This window comes from Micromonospora sagamiensis, from assembly GCF_014680085.1.
GTDB lineage: Bacteria > Actinomycetota > Actinomycetes > Mycobacteriales > Micromonosporaceae > Micromonospora > Micromonospora inyonensis.
In genome coordinates this window covers 6664379-6685901 of record NZ_AP023438.1, presented here as the reverse complement: position 1 = coordinate 6685901, position 21523 = coordinate 6664379, and the positions used below count along the sequence as shown (strand labels likewise).

Here is a 21523-nt window from a genome sequence, read left to right as displayed (position 1 = left end):
GTGGTGGCATGACCGGGGGGACGCGCGGCGTCCCCGAGGCGCGCCGTACGGGACAGGTCATCGTCGCCCTGCCCGTCAGGTCGTCCGTGTCCGGCCGGTGTGCTCCACCACCCCGCTGACCTGCTGAAGACCGCGATCGTCGGGGCGGACACCGCTCCCGGCCCGAGTTCCGCATCCGCTCCCCACCGCGTCGGCGCCTCCCGACCGGTCGACCCGCCACCCGCGAGGTGTCGGTGGGTCGCCGGTCGACGGAGCAATCTCCCGTTGAGGACACGTGCATGCAGCAGCAACCCGATCAGGCGGTTCCGCCGCACCATTCGCCCAGCCCGTCCGAGGTGGAGGAGTGGCTGAGGCGGCAGTTGGCCGAACAGCTCGGTCTGGACGCCGTCGGCCTGGACGCGCATGAGCGCTTCAGCCGGTACGGCCTCAATTCGCTGCGTGCCGCGACCCTCATCGCCGGGCTTTCCCGGTTTCTCCGGCGGCCTCTTCCGGCGACCCTCGTCTGGGAACACCCGACCATCGATTCCCTGGTCCGGTTCATCACCGAAGGTGACCGCGCCGCCACGACGGGGAATGCCGGCCTGGCGATGCGCGAATCGGAACCGATCGCCGTCATCGGAATGGCGTGCCGCTTTCCCGGCGCGCCCGGCATCGAGGCCTACTGGCAATTGTTGACCGGCGGTGTCGACGCCGTCACCGAAGTCCCGCCCGGACGGTGGGACGTCGACCGGTACTACAGCCCGGCACCGGACGCGCCGGGCCGGATGAGCACCCGGTGGGGCGGATTCCTCGAGCACGTCGACCGGTTCGACGCCGAGTTCTTCGGCCTCGCGCCCCGCGAGGTGGTCCAGATGGACCCGCAGCAGCGTCTGGTCCTGGAGCTGGCGTGGGAGGCGCTGGAGGACGCCGGAATCGCCCCGAGGAGCCTGAAGGACAGCCCCACCGGCGTGTTCTGCGGCGCGATGTGGCACGACTACGGACAGCTCCTCGGCCGCAGCCCGGAGGACATCTCCCCGCACACCGCGACCGGGCAGGACCTGAGCGTCATCTCCGCCCGCGTCTCGTACCTCCTCGGCCTCCAGGGACCCAGCCTGGTGGTCAACACGGCGTGTTCGTCCGCCCTGGTCGCCGTCCACCTCGCGTGCCAGAGCCTGCGCGCCGGTGAGTCGACCGTCGCCCTCGCCGGTGGCGTCAACCTGACCATCGCCCCGGAGAGCACCGTGGCGATGTCCAAGTTCGGGGCGATGGCACCGGACGGGCGTTCGAAGGCCTTCGACGCGCGGGCCAACGGCTACGTCCGGGGCGAGGGCGCCGGCATCGTCGTGCTGAAGCCGCTCTCCCGCGCGCTCGCCGACGGCGACCCGGTCCACTGCGTGATCCGTGGCTCCACGGTCAACAACGACGGCTTCAGCAACGGGCTGACCGCGCCCAACCCGCAGGCGCAGGTGGCCATGCTCCAGGCGGCCTACCAGCGGGCCGGCGTGGCCCCCGAGCAGGTCCACTACGTCGAGACGCACGGCACCGGCACGTTCCTCGGCGACCCCATCGAGGCCACCGCCATCGGTTCGGTGCTCGGTGTGGGCCGTCCCGCCGACCGGCCCCTCGTGATCGGCTCGGTCAAGACCAACATCGGCCACCTGGAGGCCGCCGCCGGCATAGCCGGGCTGATCAAGACGGCACTCGCGATCCGGCACCAGACCATCCCGCCGAACCTGCACTTCACGCAGCCGAACCCGCACATCGCCTTCGAGCAGTTCCGGCTGCGCGTCCCGCAGACCGTCGAACCCTGGCCGTACCCGGAGGAGAAGCCCCTCGCCGGGGTCAGCGCCTTCGGCTTCGGCGGCACGAACTGCCACGTCGTCCTGGAGGGCGTGACCCCGCAACCGGCGCACCTGCTGGCCCTGTCCGCCCCGGACGGCACCGCGCTGCGTACGGTCGCCGCCGCTGTCCGGGACGCCGCCGCAACCGGTCCGGGCAGCCTGGCCGACCTGTGCTGGACCGCCGCGCGCCCGGCCACCGACCATCCGTACCGGCTCGCCCTGACCGCCCGTACCAGGGAGGAACTGGTGGCGCGGCTCGACCGCTGGCTCGACACCGCCGAACCGACCCCCGCCTCCGGGCCGTCCATCCCCCGTGTGGTGTTCGTGTTTCCGGGTCAGGGTGGTCAGTGGTGGGGGATGGGTCGGGAGTTGGCTCGTCGGGAGCCGGTGTTCCGTGGGGTGTTGGGGGAGTGTGCGGCGGCGTTCGCGGAGTTCGTGGACTGGTCGTTGGTGGAGGTGTTGGAGGGGGAGTCGGTTCCGGAGGGGATCGACGTGGTGCAGCCGGTGTTGTTCGCCGTCGAGGTGGGGTTGGCGGCGTTGTGGCGGTCGTGGGGTGTGGAGCCTGCGGCGGTGGTGGGGCATTCGATGGGGGAGGTCGCGGCGGCGTATGTGGCCGGGGCTCTGTCGTTGTCGGATGCGGCTCGGGTGATCTGTGAGCGCAGTGGTTTGTTGCGGCGGGTTTCGGGTCGTGGGGCGATGGCGGTGGTGGAGTTGGCTGCTGCCGAGGTTGAGGCGGTGGTGGCTCCGTTCGGTGGTGCGGTGGTGGTGGCGGCGCTGAACGGGCCGGTGACGACGGTGGTGGCGGGTTCGTCGGAGGCGGTGGACGCGGTGGTGGCGTCGCTGTCGGGTCGGGGGGTGTTCGCGCGGCGGGTGCAGGTGGATGTGGCGTCGCACAGTCCGCAGGTGGATGAGCTGCGGGATGAGTTGGTGGCGCGGTTGGTGGGGTTGTCGCCGCGTGTGGCGTCGGTGCCGTTGTACTCGACGGTGCGGGGTGCGGTGCTCGGTGGTGGTGAGTTGGATGCCGGGTATTGGTGGGAGAACCTGCGGGAGCCGGTGCGGTTCGCGCCGGTGGTGGATCGGTTGCTGGGTGACGGGTTGACCTGTTTCCTGGAGGTCAGTCCTCATCCGGTGCTGGGTACGGGTGTGGAGCAGAGTTGCCGTCGGCGTGGTGGTGACGCCGTCGTCCTCGCCTCCACCCGCCGCGACGAGGACGAGCGCGCCGCGATGCTCGACACGGCCGCCACGCTCCACCGCCTCGGCCACCCGCTCCACTGGCCGGCCCTCTACCCGCAGGACGTCGTGGCCGTCCCGCTGCCCGCCCTTCCGGCCGCCGACGACCCGGCCCGGCCCAACCCGGTGACCACGCCGACCATGCCCGCCGAGGCGGCTGCGCGACCGGCCGGACCCGACGCCCCGGACGCCGTCCTGGTGCCGCTGTCCGCGCACACCCCGGCCGCGTTGACCGAGCTCACCCGGCGCACCGTGGCGATGCTGCGCCGGCAGCCCAACATCGACCTGTGGGACCTCGCCCACACCGCCGCTGTCCGGCGTACCCACCACGGGGTCCGGCTCGCCGTCGCCGCCACCTCCCAGGCCGATCTCGTCGCGCAGCTCGAGACCCGGCTCACCGACGCGGAGCCGTCGGTCCCGGTACCCGCCGGACCGGCCCGCAGGGTCGTGTTCGTGTTTCCGGGTCAGGGTGGTCAGTGGTGGGGGATGGGTCGGGAGTTGGCTCGTCGGGAGCCGGTGTTCCGTGGGGTGTTGGGGGAGTGTGCGGCGGCGTTCGCGGAGTTCGTGGACTGGTCGTTGGTGGAGGTGTTGGAGGGGGAGTCGGTTCCGGAGGGGATCGACGTGGTGCAGCCGGTGTTGTTCGCCGTCGAGGTGGGGTTGGCGGCGTTGTGGCGGTCGTGGGGTGTGGAGCCTGCGGCGGTGGTGGGGCATTCGATGGGGGAGGTCGCGGCGGCGTATGTGGCCGGGGCTCTGTCGTTGTCGGATGCGGCTCGGGTGATCTGTGAGCGCAGTGGTTTGTTGCGGCGGGTTTCGGGTCGTGGGGCGATGGCGGTGGTGGAGTTGGCTGCTGCCGAGGTTGAGGCGGTGGTGGCTCCGTTCGGTGGTGCGGTGGTGGTGGCGGCGCTGAACGGGCCGGTGACGACGGTGGTGGCGGGTTCGTCGGAGGCGGTGGACGCGGTGGTGGCGTCGCTGTCGGGTCGGGGGGTGTTCGCGCGGCGGGTGCAGGTGGATGTGGCGTCGCACAGTCCGCAGGTGGATGAGCTGCGGGATGAGTTGGTGGCGCGGTTGGTGGGGTTGTCGCCGCGTGTGGCGTCGGTGCCGTTGTATTCGACGGTGCGGGGTGCGGTGCTCGGTGGTGGTGAGTTGGATGCCGGGTATTGGTGGGAGAACCTGCGGGAGCCGGTGCGGTTCGCGCCGGTGGTGGATCGGTTGCTGGGTGACGGGTTGACCTGTTTTCTGGAGGTCAGTCCTCATCCGGTGCTGGGTACGGGTGTGGAGCAGAGTTGCCGTCGGCGTGGTGGTGACGCCGTCGTCCTCGCCTCCACCCGTCGGGATACCCCGGAACGACTGGCCATGCTGGACACCGCCGCCGAGCTTTACCGCCTCGGCGTACCGGTCGACTGGGCGGCACTCGCCCCGGTCCCCGGCGCGGTCGTCCGCCTGCCCGACTACCCGTGGCAGCGCGAACGGCACTGGCCGGACGAGCCCGCGGCCGGCTCGGTCCGCCCCCGCGAGGGCCACCCGCTCCTCGGCGGACACGTCGAGTCCTCACTCGACCGGGACACGCACCTCTGGACCACCGAGATCACCGTCGACCTGCTGCCGTACCTCGCCGACCACCGGGTACGCGGCCAGGTCGTGGTCCCCGCCACGGCGTACGTCGAGATGGCCCTCGCCGCCGCGGCCGAGCTGCTCGGCACGTCGGCCGGCGTGGTCGAGAACCTCGACGTCGTGGCGCCCCTCGCGCCGCCCGACGAGCGCCCCACCACCATGCAGGTGACCCTCACCGCACACCCGTCCGGTGGGTTCGCGTTCCGCTGCGCCAGCCGCCAGCCGGACGAGGACGGACAGCTCGGCTGGCTGCTCCACGCCCGGGGCACCGTCTCCGCCGCCGTCGCACCCGAGCACGACCCCGACGGGGCCACGGCGGTCGGGCCGCTCACCGACGCCGACCACTACGCGCTGATGCGCGCCCGGGGCCTGGAGTACGGCCCCCGCTTCCAGGGCGTCCGGCAGCTCCGGCGCACCGACGGCGAGGCGTCGGCGCGGATCCGGCTCGACGGGGAACCGTCCGGCCCGTACACGGTGCACCCGGCGCTGCTGGACAGCATCCTCCAGGTGGCGGTCGCCGCCCTGCCCGGCCCGCCCGCCGACACGTACGTGCCGGTCGGCATCGCGCGGCTCGACCTGCGCGAGCGGCCCGGGTCGGCGGTCACCTGCCACGCCCGGATCCGCCCGGCGGAGCCCGGCGACACCGCGCTGCACACCGCCGACCTGGTGGTCCGCGCCGACGACGACCGGGTGCTGCTCGTCGTCACCGGCCTGCGGCTGCGTCGGCTGGACCGGAGCGCCTCCGCCGGGGCGGACCTGCTGCACGAGATCCGCTGGCAACCGGCACCCGCCCTCGCCACGCCACCCGGGGACGCCGACTGGCACGGCCGGTGGCTGCTCTTCGCCGACCGGGACACCACCCTGCACACCGCGCTGGCGGCGCGGGGCGGCACCTGCGTGCTCGTCCGGCCCGGACCGGCCTACCGGCGGCTCTCCGCCGAGGCGTACGAGGTCGACCCGACCCGACCCGAGCAGCTCCGCGACCTGCTCGCCGACCTGGTCGGCGCGGACCGGCCGTGCCGGGGGGTGATCCATCGCTGGGCGCTGGACGTCGCCGACCCGAAGCCCGACCCGGCCGCCCTGGACCGCGCCCACCGGCTGGTCGCCGAGAGCGTGCTGCACCTCGTCCGGGCGTTGCACGACCTCCCGCCGGCCGACCGGCCCCGGCTGTGGCTGGTGACCCGGGACAGCCAGGCGGTCGTCCCCGGCGACCGGGTCGGCGCGCCGTTGCAGGCCCCGCTCTGGGGACTCGGCCGGACCATCGCCCACGAACACCCCGACCTGCGCTGCACCCGCGTCGACCTCGGCGCGGACCTGGCCGACGAGGACGCGGCGCTGCTCACCGCGCTGCGCGCGCCGGTCGAGGAGCCGGACCTGGCCCTGCGCGGCGACGACGTCCTGGTCTCCCGCCTGGCCACCCTGGCCGCCGCGCCCGCCGTGGTCGCGGAGCCGGCCGGCGACCGGCCGTTCCGGCTCGGAGTCGACCGGGCCGGCACCCTCGACCAGCTCCACCTGCGTCCCTTCGCGCCGGCCCGGCCGGGCCCCGGCGAGGTGCTGATCGAGGTACGCGCCAGCGGGCTGAACTTCCGCGACGTGCTGAAGGCCCTCGGCGCGTACCCGGGCGTGGACGACACCGAGGTCACCCTCGGCGACGAGTGCGCCGGCGTGGTGACCGAGGTCGGGCCGGACGTCACCGACCTGCGGGTCGGCGACGCGGTGCTCGCCGTCGCCAGCCGCTGCATCGGCAGCCACGTGCTGGCCGACGCGCGACTCGTCGTGCCGAAGCCCGAACGGCTCGACTTCGCGCAGGCCGCCGCCGTCCCGATCGCCTTCCTCACCGCCGCGTACGCCCTGGAGCACCTGGCCAGGATCGAGCCGGGCGAGCGGGTGCTGGTGCACGCCGCGGCCGGCGGGGTCGGGCTGGCCGCCGTGCAGCTCGCCCAGGCCGTCGGGGCGGAGGTGTTCGCCACCGCCGGCAGCGAGGAGAAGCGCGCCCACCTGAGGTCGCTGGGTGTGCGGCACGTGATGGACTCCCGGTCCACGGCCTTCGCCGAGCAGGTGCGCGCCGCGACCGACGGGCGGGGCGTGGACGTGGTCCTGAACTCCCTGGCCGGCGACTTCATCGACCACGGCATCGCCTCCCTCGCCCCGTACGGGCGCTTCGTCGAGATCGGCAAGCGCGACATCTACCGCGACCGGCCCATCGGTCTCGGCGAGTTCCGTCGCAACCTGGCCTTCTTCGCCGTCGACCTGGACCGCATGTTCACCGAGCGGACCGACCTGGTCGCCGCGCTCCTGCGCCGGATCGTCGCCCGGGTCGAGGCGGGGGAGCTGCGACCGCTGCCGACGTGGCGGTTCCCGGTCGCCGAGGTCCGCGACGCGTTCCACCTGATGGAACAGGCCGGCCACATCGGCAAGATCGTGCTGACCGTGCCGGACCGGGCGACGGTGCCGGTCGTGCCGACCCCCGGTGCCGTCGGGATCCACGCCGACGCGAGCTACCTGATCACCGGTGGCTTCGGCGGGCTCGGCCTCGGCGTCGCCCGGTGGCTCGCCGACTCCGGTGCCCGCCAGCTCGTCCTGGTCGGCCGCTCGGGCGCGACGGCTGCCGTCCAGCCGGCCCTCGACGAGCTGACCCGGGCCGGCGTCCAGGTGGTCGCCCTGGCCGCCGACGTCACCGTCGCCGACGAGGTGACCCGGGTGCTGGCGCACGTCCGGGAGCACCTGGCCCCGCTGCGCGGCGTCGTGCACGCCGCCGGGGTGCTCGACGACGGCATCCTGCTCCAGCAGACCGCCGAGCGGTACCGCCGGGTCGCCCGGCCCAAGGTCGACGCCGCGTGGCACCTGCACGACCAGACCCGGACCGACACGCTGGACTTCTACGTCCTGTTCTCGTCGGTGACCTCCGTGCTCGGCTCGCCCGGTCAGGGCAGCTACGCCGCCGGGAACGCCTTCCTCGACGCGCTGGCCCACGCCCGCCGCGCCGCCGGACTGCCGGGCCTGAGCGTCAACTGGTGCCCCTGGTCGTCGGTGGGCATGGCCGCGCGACTGGAACAGGAGGGCCAGGAGGCCCTGCGCGGTCTGCGGGCGATCAGCCCCGAACAGGGCATCGCCGTCCTCGGTGGACTGTTCGGCCGGGACACCGCCCAGGTCGCGGTCATGCCGTTCGACGCGGCCGAGTGGGTGGCGGCCTACCCGACCGCCGGCCGGACCAACCAGTTCGCCCTGCTCGGCACCGACGCGGCCGAACAGCCGGCGACGGGTGGCGTCCGCGCCGGGTTCCTCGCCGTCGAGCCGGGACGCCGCCGACGCGCCGCGATGGAGACGTACGTCCGGGAACAGGCGTCCCGGGTGTTGCGGCTGGCACCGTCCCGCATAGGCGTCGGCACGCCGCTGCGCAGCGTCGGCTTCGACTCGCTGATGTCCCTGGAGCTGCGCAACCGCCTGGAGGCGGGCCTCGGCGTCGCGCTGTCGTCCACCCTGCTCTGGAACTACCCGACGATCGAGGTGCTGGTGCCCTACCTCGCCGAGCGGATGGGGATCCCGCTGGATCCGCCCGCCGAGCCGGTCGACCACGACCCCGCCGGGGTGCCGCCGGACGCCGTTGCGGACGACGACCTCGACCGGCTCTCGGTCGACGACCTGGAGGCGTTGCTCGTGCAAGAACTCAACGACCTCGACTCCTGACGGCGGACAAGGAAACGATCATGTCCTCAGCGGAACAGCCCACGGCGGCGACGCTCCAGCGTGCGTTGACCGCGGTGCGCGACCTGCGCGCCAAACTCGAGGCCAGCGAGCGCGCCCGGACCGAGCCGATCGCGATCGTCGGCATGGCCTGCCGCTTCCCGGGCGGCGCGAACAGCCCGGAGGCGTTCTGGGCGTTGCTGCGCGACGGGGTGGACGGGGTCACGGAGGTGCCCGCCGACCGGTGGGACGCCGGCGCCCTCTACCACCCGGACCCCACCGTGCCGGGCCGCGTCAGCAGCCGCTGGGGCGGCTTCCTCGACCAGGTGGACCACTTCGACGCCGCCTTCTTCGGCATCTCCCCCCGGGAGGCCGACCAGATGGACCCGCAGCAGCGGATCATGCTGGAGGTCGCCTGGGAGGCGCTGGAGAGCGCCGGCCAGACCACCGGGCGGCTCGCCGGCAGTGCCACCGGCGTCTTCGTCGGCGTGCACAGCCACAGCAACGACTACACCTGGCTCCAGTTCGCCGACCCGGAGCAGATCGACACCTACACCGGCACCGGCACCTCGCACAGCGTCGTCGCGGGACGGATCTCCTACCTGCTCGACCTCCGCGGGCCGAGCGTCGCCCTGGACACCGCCTGCTCGTCCTCGCTGGTCGCGGTCCACCTGGCCGTGCAGAGCCTGCGCAGCGGCGAGTGCCAGACCGCGCTGGCCGGCGGGGTGAACCTCGCGTGGGGGCCGCACTTCGCCATGGCCACCACCAAGATGCGCATGATGGCCGCCGACGGCCGCTGCAAGACCTTCGACGCCGACGCCGACGGCTTCGTGCGCGGCGAGGGCTGCGGCGCGGTGGTCCTCAAGCGGCTCTCCGACGCGCGACGCGACGGCGATCCGATCCTCGCGGTGATCCGCGGGTCGGCGGTCAACCAGGACGGCCGCACCAACGGTCTGACCGCGCCGAGCGGCCTGTCCCAGCGGCTGATCGTCGCGCAGGCGCTGGCCAATGCGGGCGTCGACCCGGCGGCGGTCGGCGCGGTCGAGGCCCACGGCACGGGCACGGCCCTCGGCGACCCGATCGAGATCGAGGCGCTGACCGAGGTGTTCGGCCCGGCCACCGAGGACAGCCGGCCGATCACCCTCAGCTCGGTCAAGACCAACATCGGCCACCTGGAGGCCGCCGCCGGCATCGCCGGCCTGATCAGGGTCGTGCTCTCCCTGCGGCACGAGGCGGTCCCGGCGCACCTGCACTTCCGCACCCTGAACCCGAACAGCTCCCTGACCGGGACCCGGTTCGTCATCCCGACGGCGCTGCGCCCCTGGCCCGCCGGCGACGACCCCCGGTACGCCACGGTCAGCTCGTTCGGCTGGTCCGGCACGAACGGCTGCCTGGTGGTCGGGGAGGCACCGCCGGTCGCCCCGGCCACCGCACCGTCGACCGGTGTGCCGGCCACGACGGTGACCGCCGCGCCGGTCGCCGGACCCGCCGACCGGGTCGAGCTGCTGCCGATCTCGGCGCGCAGTCCGCAGGCGCTGCGGGCGCTGGCCGAGGCGTACCGGTCGATGCTGACCACCACCGACGTGCCGCTGCGCGACCTGTGCTGGACGGCCGGCGTGCGGCGCAGCCACCACCCCTTCCGCGCGGCGGTCACCGGCCGCAGCCCCGCCGAACTGGCCGACCGGCTGGCGGCCGTCGCCGACACCCCGGCGGGGGAGGCCACCGCGCCGGGCGCCCCGGCCGGTCCGGTCTTCGTCTTCGGCGGCCAGGGCGCCCAGTGGGCCGGCATGGGTCGGGACCTGATGGCGCAGGAGCCGGTCTTCGCCGAGACCATGCGCCGCTGCGACGAGCTGCTCCGCGAGCACGCCGGCTGGTCCCTGCTGGACGAGGTCCACTCCTACGCCGGCCGGTCCCGGCTGGACCGCACCGAGATCGCCCAACCCGCGCTCGTCGCGGTGCAGGTGGCCCTCGCCGCGCTCTGGCGCTCCTGGGGCGTCGAACCCGAGACGGTGATCGGGCACAGCGTCGGCGAGGTCGCCGCCGCCCACGTCGCCGGGGTGCTCACCCTCGCCGACGCGCTGCGGGTGGCGTACCACCGGGGACGGGTGATGCAGCGGGCCCACGGCCTCGGCCGGATGGCCGCTGTGGCGTTGACGGCGGACGAGGCGGAGAAGACCGTCGCCCCCCACGCCGGCCGGCTGACCGTCGCGGCGGTCAACGGGCCCGCCACCACCGTGCTGGCCGGCGACCCGGACGCGCTGGACGAGGTCCTGGCCGCGCTCGGCGAGCGGGGCGTCTTCACCCGTCCGCTGGCCGTGGAGTACGCCTTCCACAGCCCGCAGATGGCACCGTTCCAGGCCCCGCTGGTCGAGGCGCTGCGCGGGATCACGCCCCGCCCGGCCACCGTGCCGATCATGTCCACGGTGACCGGACGCCCCGCCACCGTCGGGGACTTCGGCCCCGCCTACTGGGGCCGCAACATCCTCGAACCGGTCCGGTTCGCGGCGGCGTTGGCCCAGCTCGACGGCGAGGACGGCCCCTGCACCGTCGTCGAGGTCGGCCCGCAGCCGGTGCTCGCCCGGCCGATCGCCGAGCACTTCGCGCAGCGCGACCGGCCGGCCGTGGTGCTCGCCTCGATGCGGACCGGCGCGGACGGCCGGACCACCCTGCTGACCGCGCTCGGCGGCCTCTACCGCGCCAACCACCCCGTCGACTGGCAGCGCCTGCACCCGACGCCGGGCCGGTCCGTGCCGCTGCCCGCCTACCCGTGGCAGCGCCGCCGGCACTGGCTGCGGAGCACGCCCCGCCCGACCGGCATTCCGGCCCGGTCCTCCGCGCCCGGCGGCCACCCGCTGCTCGGGCGACGGGCCCGCACCGCCGTACCCACCTTCGACACCACCCTCGACGCGGCCGTCGGCTTCCTCGGTGACCACCGGATCCACGGCGCGGCGCTGCTGCCGATGACCGCCTACCTCGAACTGGCCCTGGCCGCCCACGGCGGCGACACCCCGGCCCAGGTCACCGACCTGGTGCTGCACGAGGCGCTGGTGCTCGGCGACGACGCGCCCCGGTCGGTCCAGGTCGTGCTGACCCCGGGCGAGGAACGCGGCACCGTGCAGGTGTTCAGCCAGCCCGTCACGGACCGGGACGACCAGCCGTGGACCCGGCACGCGACCGCCGGGGTGGGGGAGTACGCTCCGCCGCCGGCCGACCGGTGCGACCCGGCCACCCTGCGGTCCCGGCTCACCCCGGTTGACGTCGGGTCGTTCCACCGCCGGCTGGCCGCCGTCGGCATCGGGTACGGCCCGGCCTTCACCGGGCTCCGTCAGCTCTGGCGCGGCACCGACGAGGCGCTCGGCGAGGTCGTCCTCCCCGAACGCCTGCACGCCGACGCCGCCGCGTACCGGTGGCATCCGGCCCTGCTCGACGCGGCCTGCCAGGCCGCCCTGGCCGCGTTCCCCGACGACCCGACCGACGCCTGGCTGCCGATCGGCCTGGACCGGTTCGCTCCGCTCACCCCGCCCGGCCCGCGGGTGGTCAGCCACGCCCGGCTGCGCCGGCACAGCACCGACACCGCCCTCGCCGACGTCGACCTGCGCACCCCCGACGGCGACCTGGCCGCCCGGATCGAGGGACTGCTGCTCCGCCGCGCCGACCGCCACGCGCTGCGCCGGGCCACCGGCCCGGACCTGCGGTACGAGATCGCCTGGGAACCGGCGGTCCTCGACCGGACCGCCCCGTCGGCCGGGGGCGGTGCCTGGCTGGTCCTGCCCGACCGGGGCAGCGCGGGCGCGCTCCTCGCCGACCTGCTGCGCGCACGCGGCGAGCAGGTCGAACTGCCGCCCACCGACGCCGACCCGGTCGCGTGGTTGCGCCACCGGGCCACGGCGACCGGCGGCGTCTGGCGGGGCGTGGTCGACCTCGGCGGCCTCGACGGGCCGGCCGACGAGCCGACCCTCGGCGAGGTGGTGGCCGCGCACGAGCGCGCGGTCCGCCGGACGCTCGACCTGGCGTCCACCCTGACCGGCGACGACGCGCTGGCCCTCCGCCTCTGGGTGGTCACCCGGGGAGCCCGGTCCGTCACCCCCGGCGACCCGGTCACGGTGACCCAGTCACCCGCCTGGGGTCTGGCCAGCGCCGTCAACCGGGAACGGACCGACCTGCGCTGGGGCTGCGTCGACCTCGACCCGACCGACGGCCGGCCGGTGCCCCCGGAACTGCTCGACGTGCTGCTGGCAGCCGGAGGCGAGGACGAGTACGCGCTGCGCGACGGCGTCGTCCAGGTGCCCCGGCTGGTGCCCGCCGATCCGGCCGACGGGGCGACGTCGCCGGCCGGGACGCGACCGGTACGGCTGCGGATCCGCGAGCGCGGCGTCCTGGAGAACCTCACCCTCGAACCGGTGAGTCGGCGGCAGCCGCGCCCCGACGAGGTGGAGATCCTCGTGCACGCCACCGGCCTGAACTTCCGTGACGTACTCAACGCCCTCGGCATGTACCCCGGCGAGGCGGGACCGCTCGGCCTGGAGTGCGCGGGCGAGATCGTCGCGGTGGGTTCCCGGGTCGACGACCTCGCCGTCGGCGACCGGGTCGTCGCCCTGGCCCCGGCCAGCTTCGCCAGCCACGTCACCGTCGCCGCCGACCGGGTCGCCCCGATCCCCGGCTCCCTGGGCTACGCCGAGGCCGCCACCGTCCCGGTCGCGTTCTGCACCGCCGCCTACGGGCTGCGCCACCTGGCCCGGATCGGGCCCGGCGACCGGGTGCTGATCCACGCGGCGGCCGGCGGGGTCGGGCTGGCGGCGGTCCGGCTCGCCCAGGCCGCCGGGGCGGAGGTCCTCGCGACCGCGAGCCCGGCCAAGTGGCCGGTCCTCACCGAACTGGGCGTCCGGCACGTCTTCAATTCCCGCACCTTCGACTTCGCCGACGCGGTCCGCGAGTGCACCGGCGGGGCCGGCGTCGACGCCGTGCTGAACTCCCTGACCGACGAGTTCATCCCGCGCAGCCTCGGCGTGCTGCGCGCGGGCGGCACGTTCCTGGAGATCGGCAAGCGCGGCATCTGGGCTGCCGACCGGGTGGCCGACCTGCGGCCCGACGTCGCGTACCACCCGTTCGACCTGGGCGCGGTCGCCGACGACGACCCGGCCCTGGTCCGGTCGATGCTGCGGGACCTGGTCGACGCCCTCGGCGCCGGCCAGCTGTCGCCGCTGCCGCTGCGCGCCTTCCCCCTGGCCCGGGTCGTGGACGCGTTCCGCCACATGGCCCAGGCCCGGCACGTCGGCAAGGTCGTGGTCACGCACGACCAGCCGCCAGCCGTCCGCCCCGACGCGACGTACCTGGTCACCGGTGGTCTCGGCGGGGTCGGCGTGGCCGTCACCCGCTGGTTGGTCGACCGGGGCGCCCGCCACCTGGTGCTGCTCGGCCGCAGCACGCCCCCGGCGGAGGCCGCCGCCACCCTGCGTGACCTGCACCCGGACGCGCGGATCCACCTCCGGCAGGCCGACGTGGCCGACCCGCGTGCCCTGGCGGACGTGGTCGACGAGATCGGCGCCACCATGCCGCCGCTGCGCGGGATCGTGCACGCCGCCGGAGTGCTCGACGACGGCCTTCTCGCCGGGCAGACCTGGGACCGTTTCGCGGGGGTGCTCGCCCCCAAGGTGGCCGGCGGCTGGAACCTGCACCTGCTCACCCGCGACCTGCCGCTGGACTTCCTGGTGCTCTGCTCGTCGGTGGCCGCGCTGCTCGGCTCGGCCGGCCAGGGCAGCTACGTCACCGCCAACACGTTCCTCGACGCGCTCGCCCACCACCGTCGCGCCCAGGGCCTCGTCGCCACCAGCGTCAACTGGGGTCCCTGGGCCGACGGCGGGATGGCTGCGCGGATGGACGACCAGCAGCGGCACCGCCTCGCCGCGCAGGGCTACCGGCCGCTGCCGGCCGACGAGGCCACCGGGGCGCTCGGCCGGCTGCTGGACACCCCGACCGCGCAGGCCGCTCTGGTCGCCGTCGACTGGCCGACCCACCTGCGTCAGTACGGCGGCGCCCAGCCGGCGTTCCTGTCCCGGCTGCGCCGCACCGACCTGACCCCCGCCGACCCGACCCCCGCCGACCCCGCCCCGGCCGCCGGGGCCCGGGAGCGGATCGAGGCCGCGCACCCCACCGAGCGGCGCGGGCTCCTTCAGGAGTACGTGCAGCGCACCGCGGTCACCATCCTCGGCCTGCCACCCGCCCAACCGGTCAACCCGCAGCAGCCGCTGCGGGAACTCGGCCTGGACTCGCTGATGGCCGTCGAACTGCGCAACGCGCTGGGCCGGCTCGTCGGGCGCAGCCTGCCGAGCACCCTCGCGTTCGACCACCCCACCGTGACCAAGCTGACCGACCACCTGCTGGGCGAACTGTTCCCGGAGCCCACCACACCCGCCCCGGCGGCCCGGACACCGGCCTCCGACGCGCCGGACGACCTGGTGGCGCGGGTCGCCGCCCTGGACGACGCGGACGTCGAGGCGCTGCTGGCCGCGAAACTCTCCGCCCTGGAGGCAAGGAGCACCCATGAGTGACGCCGCACCGACCCCGGCGGAGCTGTCCCCGCTCAAGCGCGCCCTGGTCGCGATCGAGACCCTCCAGGCCCGTCTGGACGAGGTGGAACGGGCCCGCACCGAACCGATCGCGATCATCGGCGTGGGCTGCCGCCTGCCCGGGGGCGCGAACAGCCCGGAGGAGTTCTGGTCCCGGCTGCGCGACGGGGTGGACCTCGTCTCGGAGGTGCCCGCCGACCGCTGGGACGTCGACGCCTACCACGACCCGGACCAGGCCACCCCGGGTACGATGAGCAGCCGCGACGGCGGGTTCCTCGACCAGGTCGACCGGTTCGACCCGGGCTTCTTCGGCCTCTCCCTCGGCGAGGCGGCCAGCATGGACCCGCAGCAGCGGCTGCTGCTGGAGGTCGCCTGGGAGGCCCTCGAACACGCCGGGCAGGTGCCGTCCCGCCTGGCCGGCACGCACACCGACGTGTACGTCGGCATCAGCACCTGGGACTACTCCCTCCTGCTCGGCGGCGCACCGATCCGGGGCCTCTCCGGCACCGCGTTCAGCATCGCGGCGAACCGCCTCTCCTACGTCTTCGACCTGCACGGCGCCAGCATGGCCGTGGACACGGCCTGCTCGTCGTCGCTGGTCGCGGTCCACCTGGCCTGCCGGAGCCTGCGCGCCGGCACCGCCCGGCTCGCCCTGGCCGGCGGCGTCAACGTGATGCTCTGGCCGGAGACCACCGCCGCGTTCTCCCAGGTCGGCATGCTCTCCCCGGACGGGCGCAGCAGGACCTTCGACGCCAGCGCAAACGGCTACGTCCGGGGCGAGGGCGCCGGGATCGTCGTCCTGAAGCGGCTCTCCGACGCGCTCGCCGACGGCGACCGCGTGCTGGCCGTCGTGCGGGGTTCCGCAGTCAACCAGGACGGACACAGCAACGGCCTCACCGCCCCCAACGGCGTCGCCCAGGAGGCGGTGATCCGGGCCGCGCTCGCCGACGCCCGGACCGTCGGGCACCGCGTCGACTACGTCGAGGCGCACGGCACCGGCACCACCCTCGGCGACCCGATCGAGGTGCGCGCGCTGGCCGCCGCCCTGGGCCCCGGCCGCGACCCGGAGCACCCGCTGATCCTCGGCTCGGTCAAGACCAACACCGGGCACCTGGAGGCCGCCGCCGGCATCACCGGCCTGATCAAGGTGGCGCTGGGCCTGCACCACGGCGAGATCCCGCCGCACCTGCACCTGCGGGAGCTGAACCCGCACGTCGAGTGGAGCGAACTGCCGCTGCGGGTGGCCACCACCCGCACCGCCTGGCCGTCCCCGGCCGGGCAGCGGATCGCCGGGGTCAGCTCGTTCGGCTTCGGCGGCACCAACGCCCACATCGTGCTCGGTGACGCGCCGGCCCCCGTCGGCGCGGCCCCGGTCGACCCAGCCTCGGTCGAACAGCGCCCGGTGCGGCTGCTGACCATCTCCGGCCGTAGCGAGGACGCGCTGCGCGACCAGGCCCGCCGGTACGCCGAGCGGCTCGCCGCACCGCCCACCCCGACGCTCGCCGCGCTGTGCCACACCACGAACGCCCGGCGCACCCACTTCGCGCACCGGGCGGCGGTGCCGGTGACCGACCTGGACACCGCCCGCGCCGCGCTGACCGCGCTCGCGGCCGGCGACACCCCCGACGGGCTGCACCGGGGCACCGTCGGCACCGGCACCCGGCGTCGACTGGCGTTCGTCTTCCCCGGCCAGGGCGGCCAGCACCTCGACATGGGCCGGGAGCTGTACCGGACCGAGTCGGTGTTCCGGCGGACCATCGACCGCATCGCCGAACTCTTCGACGTCCACCACCCGTGGCGGCTGCGCGACGTCATGTACCCCGCCGAGGGCGGCCTCCGGTACCCGATCGACGAGACCGAGTACGCCCAGCCGACGCTCTTCGCGATCCAGTGCGCGCTGGCCGAGACGTGGCGCTCCTGGGGAGTCCGCCCCGACGCGGTGATGGGCCACAGCCTCGGCGAGTACGCCGCCGCCTGGGTCGCCGGGGTGTTCAGCCTGGAGACCGGGGTGCGGCTGATCGTGGAACGCGGCCGGCTCACCCAGACCCTGCCGCCGACCGGCATGATGGCCGCCTGCTCGGCCTCCGCCGAGGACGTCACCGCCCTGCTCGACGGGTACGCCGGCCAGGTGGCGATCGCCGCGGTCAACGGACCCGAGCACACCGTCATCTCCGGCGAGAAGACGGCCGTGCAGGCGGTGCTGGAACGGCTGGAGGAGGACTTCGTCCTCACCCGGCCGCTGCGGGTGTCGTACGCCTCGCACTCGCCGCTGCTGGAGCCGATCCTCGACGAGTTCGAGAAGGCCATCGCCGGGCAGGAGTTCGGCGAGCCGCGCATTCCGTTCATGTCCACCTACCGGGCGGCGATGCTCCGCTCGGGGATCTGCCACGACCCGGCGTACTGGCGGCAGCAGCTCCGTGAGCCGGTCCGGTTCCTGGAGGCCACCCGGGCACTGGCCGCCGAGGGGTACGACACCCTCCTGGAGATGGGCCCGAAGGACACCCTGATCGAGATGGGCAAGCGCTGCCTGCCCCGGGGCGCCGGCCGGTGGTTGCGCTCGCTGGACCCGGAGATTGGCAACTGGCAGACCCTGCTGGACAGCGCGGCCAGCCTGCACACCCACGGCGTCGACGTCGACTGGGACGCCTTCGAGGGCGCCGCCCACCCGCCGGTCGACCTGCCGACCTACCCCTTCCAGCGGCGCCGCTGCTGGCTGGACCCGGAGCAGATCCGGGCGCACCGCCTGACCACGGAAGACCAGAGGTGACCGCCATGCCCGACGTACTCGAGGTGACCGCCGACGGGTCGGGGATCGTCCGGCTCGCCATCTGCGACCCGGATCGGGAGAACCGGCTCAGCCACGAGCTGGTCGACCAGTTGATGACCACCCTGGATGGTCTCGCCGCCGACGAGTCGGTGAAGGTCCTGCTGGTGACCGGCACCCGGGAGATCTGGTGTGCCGGCGGCACCTACCAGCTGCTCAAGGAGATGGCCAGCGGCGCGTACGACGAGCGCCGCCTGCTCGCCCTCTCCGACCGCCTGCTGAGCTTCCCGGTGCCGGTGATCGGCGCGCTGGAGGGACACGCGGTCGGTGGGGGCCTGGCGCTCGCGCTCTGCTGCGATCTGACCGTCGCCGCCGAGAGCCGCCGCTACGCGGTCAACTCGGCGAGCATGGGGTTCGCCCCGGCGATGGGCCTGTCGGTGCTGCTGCCCGCCGCGGTCGGTCACCACGTCGCCGCCGAGATGATCTTCACGGGCCGGTACTACAAGGGCCGCGAGCTGGCCGACCGCCGGTTGTTCAACGCGGTCGTCCCCGCCGACGAGGTGCTGGCCCACGCCACCGACCTCGCCGAGCAGATCGCCGAGAAGCCGCGCTACGTGCTGGAACTGCTCAAGGAGACGCTCGCGCTGCCCAAGCGCCAGGCCCTCGGCGAGGCGATCGCCCGCGAGCCGCTGATGAACCGGATCTGCTTCGCCCAGCCCGGCAGCGACGCCCTGCTCGACCAGACGTACCTGAACTGACCCGAGACGAGGAGAACACCCCCATGCGGGTAGGCATTGAGAAGGTGAACCTGTACGGCGGTCGCGCGTATCTCACGATCGCCGACCTCGCCTCGGCGCGCGGCGGCTCCCTGGCCGAGCTGGAGCGCCGCCAGATGGTCCCGTACGAGGCACGGGCCATCGTGCCCCCCTACGAGGACCCGGTCACCCTGGCGGTCAACGCCGCCGAGCGGCTGCTCACCGACGCCGACCGGGAACAGATCGAACTGGTCGTGGTGGCCACCGAGTCCGCGGTGGACTTCGGCAAGCCCATCTCCACCTGGGTGCAGCGGTTCTGCCGGCTCCCCGCGCACAGCCGCAACTTCGAGGTCAAGCACATGTGCTACGGCGGCACCGCCGCCCTGCGGGTCGCCGCCTCCTGGGTCGCCTCCAACGTCCGCCCCGGCAAGAAGGCCCTGGTGATCAACAGTGACCTGAGCCGGACCCGCAACCACGTGCAGACCGAGGACGACGACCTCGGCGAGCTGATGGCCGGCGGCAGCGCGGTCGCCATGCTGGTCAGCGCCGAACCGCAGGTGTTCGAGCTGGAGCTGGAGAAGGCCGGCTACTGGACCAACGAGCTCTCCGACGCGCTGCGCCCCAACTCGCGTACCGAGATCATCACCGGGCAGACCAGCTTCTACTCGTACCTCGACGCGCTCGAGGAGACCTACGAGCGGTACGAGCACCTCGTCGGCGAGGTCGACTTCGAGACGTACTTCCGGAAGAACATCTACCACGCGCCGTTCCCCGGCATGACCAAGGTCGCGCACAAGACCCTGCTCAACCGTCTCGGCGTCTACGACAAGGCGGCCATCGAGGCGAGCTGGCGGGAGCGGGTCGCCGACAGCACCCACTTCGCCCGCCGCATCGGCAGCGCGTACGGCGCGTCCACCTTCATCTGCCTGCTCGGCATGCTGCACGCCGGCACCGGGTTCGCCGCCGGGGACCGGTTCTCCGTCTTCGCGTACGGCTCCGGCTGCCAGGCCGAGTTCTACAGCGGACTGGTCGGCCCGGACGCCACCACGTACGTCCGTGGCCTCGACGTCGACCAGCACCTCGACTCGCGGGTCCGGTTCACCGTCGACCAGTACGAGCAGGTCGAGAAGGCCTGCGAGGTGAACATCGACGAGCGGACGTACCACCCGCTCGGCCAGGACGTCGGCGACCTGTACGCGCAGCGCTACGACGGCCAGCGCCTGCTCGTCCTCGAAGACGTCCGCGACTACCACCGCCACTACCGGTGGAGCTGACCGGGATGACGGGCGCGGTAGGCACCGAGATCACCGACGGCGTCTGCTTCGTCACGCTGGCCGCCGCCGCCAACGGCAACGCGATCAACTTCGACCTGATCGACGGGCTGACCGCGGCGCTCGACGCCGTCGACGCCGACCCGGACTGCCGGGCGATGGTGGTCACCGCCGAGGGGCCGACCTTCTGCCGGGGACTCGACCTCGAGGCGTTCTTCGTCCACGGCACCCTGCCCGACCGCGACCGGCTCCGCCGGCTCCCGGCCTGCCTGGCCCGGATCCGGCGGGCCCGGGTCCCGGTCATCGCCGTCGCGGACGGCGAGGCGATGGGCGGCGGCGTCGGCCTCCTCGCCGCCTGCGACCTCGTGCTGGGCACGACGAACGCCCGGTTCATGCTCTCCGAGCCGATCGTCGGCCTGGTGCCGGCCACCATCGTGCCGTTCCTGCTGCTGCGCACCGGCCCGGCCCGGCTGCGGGCGATGACGCTGAGCACCCGGGGCGTCCCGGCGGCCGAGGCGCACACCTACGGCCTGGTCGACGAGCTGGTCACCGATGGCGTCGAGCCGGCCCTGCGCGCCCAGCTCCAGCGGATCTTCCGCTGCGCGCCGCAGGCCCTCGCCGAGACCAAGCGCTACTACGACCGGCTCAGCGCCGCCGACCTCGACCAGCAGATCGAGATCGGCCTCGACCAGTTCACCGGATGGCTGACCCGGCCGGACGTCGTCGAGGGGGTCACCTCCTTCGGCGAGGGCTTCGCGCCACCGTGGTTCGCACGCTATCGAGGGCGGATGGATGTTCCAGGTCATTCGGGTACGTGAGGTGGAGCCCGGCATCGCCGAGCTGACCCTCGACGACGCCGAACACGACAACCGGCTCAGCGACCGGCTCTGCGACGAGCTGTTGGCCGCCCTGGCGCAGCTCGCCCGGGACCCCCAGCTCAAGGTGCTGCTGCTGCGCGGCCGGCCGGAGGTGTTCTGCGCCGGGGCCACCATGGAGGCCCTGCAACGCGTCCTCTCCGGCACCCTGCACGTCAAGGACCTGCTGCTCTCCCGGCCGATGCTGGACTTCCCGGTGCCGATCGTCGGTGCCCTGGAGGGACACGCGGTCGGCGGCGGCCTGGTGCTGGCGCTCTGCTGCGATCTCGTCGTGGCGGCCCGCAACCGGCGGTACAGCGCGAACTTCGCGCGGATGGGCTTCACCCCGGCCATGGGCACCACCACGCTCCTGCCGGCCGCCGTCGGCGCGGCCACCGCCGCCGAGATGACCCTCACCGCCCGCTACTACAAGGGCGGCGAACTCGATGGACGCGGCCTGTTCAACGCCGTCGTCCCCGCCGACCGGGTCGTCGACACGGCGCTCGACCTGGCCCGCCAGATCGCCGAGAAACCCCGCCACGTGCTGGAGCTGACCAAGGCGAGCCTCGCCCAGCCCCGGCGGCAACTGCTCCGCGAGGCGATGTCCCGCGAGCACCTGATGCACCGGGTCTGCTTCGGCCGGCCCGAGGTCGCGGACATCGTCGCCGCGACCTACCTCACCTGATCAACCCACCAGAAGGAGAAGACATGGAACGCCAGCAGGTCGTGGACGTGGTGACCAAGCACATCCGGCTCAACGCCGAGGGCCTCGACGACGCGCCCGTCGACACGTCGAAGTCGATGAAGGACTTCGGCCTCGGCAGTCTCGACATCGTCGAGATCGTCTCGGCCTCCATGCGGGAACTGCGGATCCGCGTGCCCCGTACCGAACTGGCCAACCTGGCCAACATCGACGAACTGGTCGACCTGTTCCTCAAGGTCAAGCAGGAACAGTAGGCGACACCCCG

General features: G+C 73.9%; 8 protein-coding genes. All 8 read left to right on the top strand.

Annotated features, from left to right (window positions below):
* Positions 1 to 278 precede the first annotated feature (278 nt).
* Genes IGA62_RS28545 through IGA62_RS28510 form a run of 8 tightly spaced genes read left to right on the top strand, consistent with a single transcriptional unit; the run spans position 279 to position 21512 of the window.
* Entirely contained in the window at positions 279 to 8348 is an 8070-nt protein-coding gene (locus tag IGA62_RS28545) for a type I polyketide synthase (RefSeq protein WP_145817633.1), read from the top strand.
* A 20-nt stretch (positions 8349 to 8368) separates the two neighbouring features.
* Positions 8369 to 14893 carry a type I polyketide synthase gene (locus IGA62_RS28540; RefSeq protein WP_145817635.1) on the top strand — a complete coding sequence of 2175 codons (6525 nt, stop codon included), beginning with the start codon at positions 8369 to 8371 and terminating at the stop codon, positions 14891 to 14893.
* Complete coding sequence (locus IGA62_RS28535; RefSeq protein ID WP_145817638.1) at positions 14886 to 17678, top strand: type I polyketide synthase; 2793 nt, start codon at positions 14886 to 14888, stop codon at positions 17676 to 17678. The genes IGA62_RS28540 and IGA62_RS28535 overlap by 8 nt, the downstream gene beginning before the upstream one ends.
* A 5-nt stretch (positions 17679 to 17683) precedes the next feature.
* Positions 17684 to 18433, top strand: coding sequence for a polyketide synthase (locus tag IGA62_RS28530; protein ID WP_145817640.1), 750 nt, complete (start codon positions 17684 to 17686; stop codon positions 18431 to 18433).
* Between the two features lie 23 nt (positions 18434 to 18456).
* Entirely contained in the window at positions 18457 to 19704 is a 1248-nt protein-coding gene (locus tag IGA62_RS28525; protein ID WP_145817642.1) for a hydroxymethylglutaryl-CoA synthase family protein, read from the top strand.
* 5 nt (positions 19705 to 19709) lie between these two features.
* Positions 19710 to 20519 carry an enoyl-CoA hydratase/isomerase family protein gene (locus IGA62_RS28520; protein ID WP_145817644.1) on the top strand — a complete coding sequence of 270 codons (810 nt, stop codon included), beginning with the start codon at positions 19710 to 19712 and terminating at the stop codon, positions 20517 to 20519.
* On the top strand, positions 20494 to 21240 hold the full coding sequence (locus IGA62_RS28515) for a polyketide synthase (RefSeq protein WP_145817647.1): 747 nt from the start codon (positions 20494 to 20496) through the stop codon (positions 21238 to 21240). The genes IGA62_RS28520 and IGA62_RS28515 overlap by 26 nt, the downstream gene beginning before the upstream one ends.
* Positions 21241 to 21263: 23 nt before the next feature.
* Positions 21264 to 21512, top strand: coding sequence for a phosphopantetheine-binding protein (locus tag IGA62_RS28510; RefSeq protein WP_145817649.1), 249 nt, complete (start codon positions 21264 to 21266; stop codon positions 21510 to 21512).
* Positions 21513 to 21523: the final 11 nt, after the last annotated feature.

Coding starts and splice junctions, on each gene's coding strand:
- IGA62_RS28545 (WP_145817633.1), top strand. CDS start 279: ATGCAGCAGCAACCCGATCAGGCGGTTCCGCCGCACCATTCGCCCAGC.
- IGA62_RS28540 (WP_145817635.1), top strand. CDS start 8,369: ATGTCCTCAGCGGAACAGCCCACGGCGGCGACGCTCCAGCGTGCGTTG.
- IGA62_RS28535 (WP_145817638.1), top strand. CDS start 14,886: ATGAGTGACGCCGCACCGACCCCGGCGGAGCTGTCCCCGCTCAAGCGC.
- IGA62_RS28530 (WP_145817640.1), top strand. CDS start 17,684: ATGCCCGACGTACTCGAGGTGACCGCCGACGGGTCGGGGATCGTCCGG.
- IGA62_RS28525 (WP_145817642.1), top strand. CDS start 18,457: ATGCGGGTAGGCATTGAGAAGGTGAACCTGTACGGCGGTCGCGCGTAT.
- IGA62_RS28520 (WP_145817644.1), top strand. CDS start 19,710: ATGACGGGCGCGGTAGGCACCGAGATCACCGACGGCGTCTGCTTCGTC.
- IGA62_RS28515 (WP_145817647.1), top strand. CDS start 20,494: ATGTTCCAGGTCATTCGGGTACGTGAGGTGGAGCCCGGCATCGCCGAG.
- IGA62_RS28510 (WP_145817649.1), top strand. CDS start 21,264: ATGGAACGCCAGCAGGTCGTGGACGTGGTGACCAAGCACATCCGGCTC.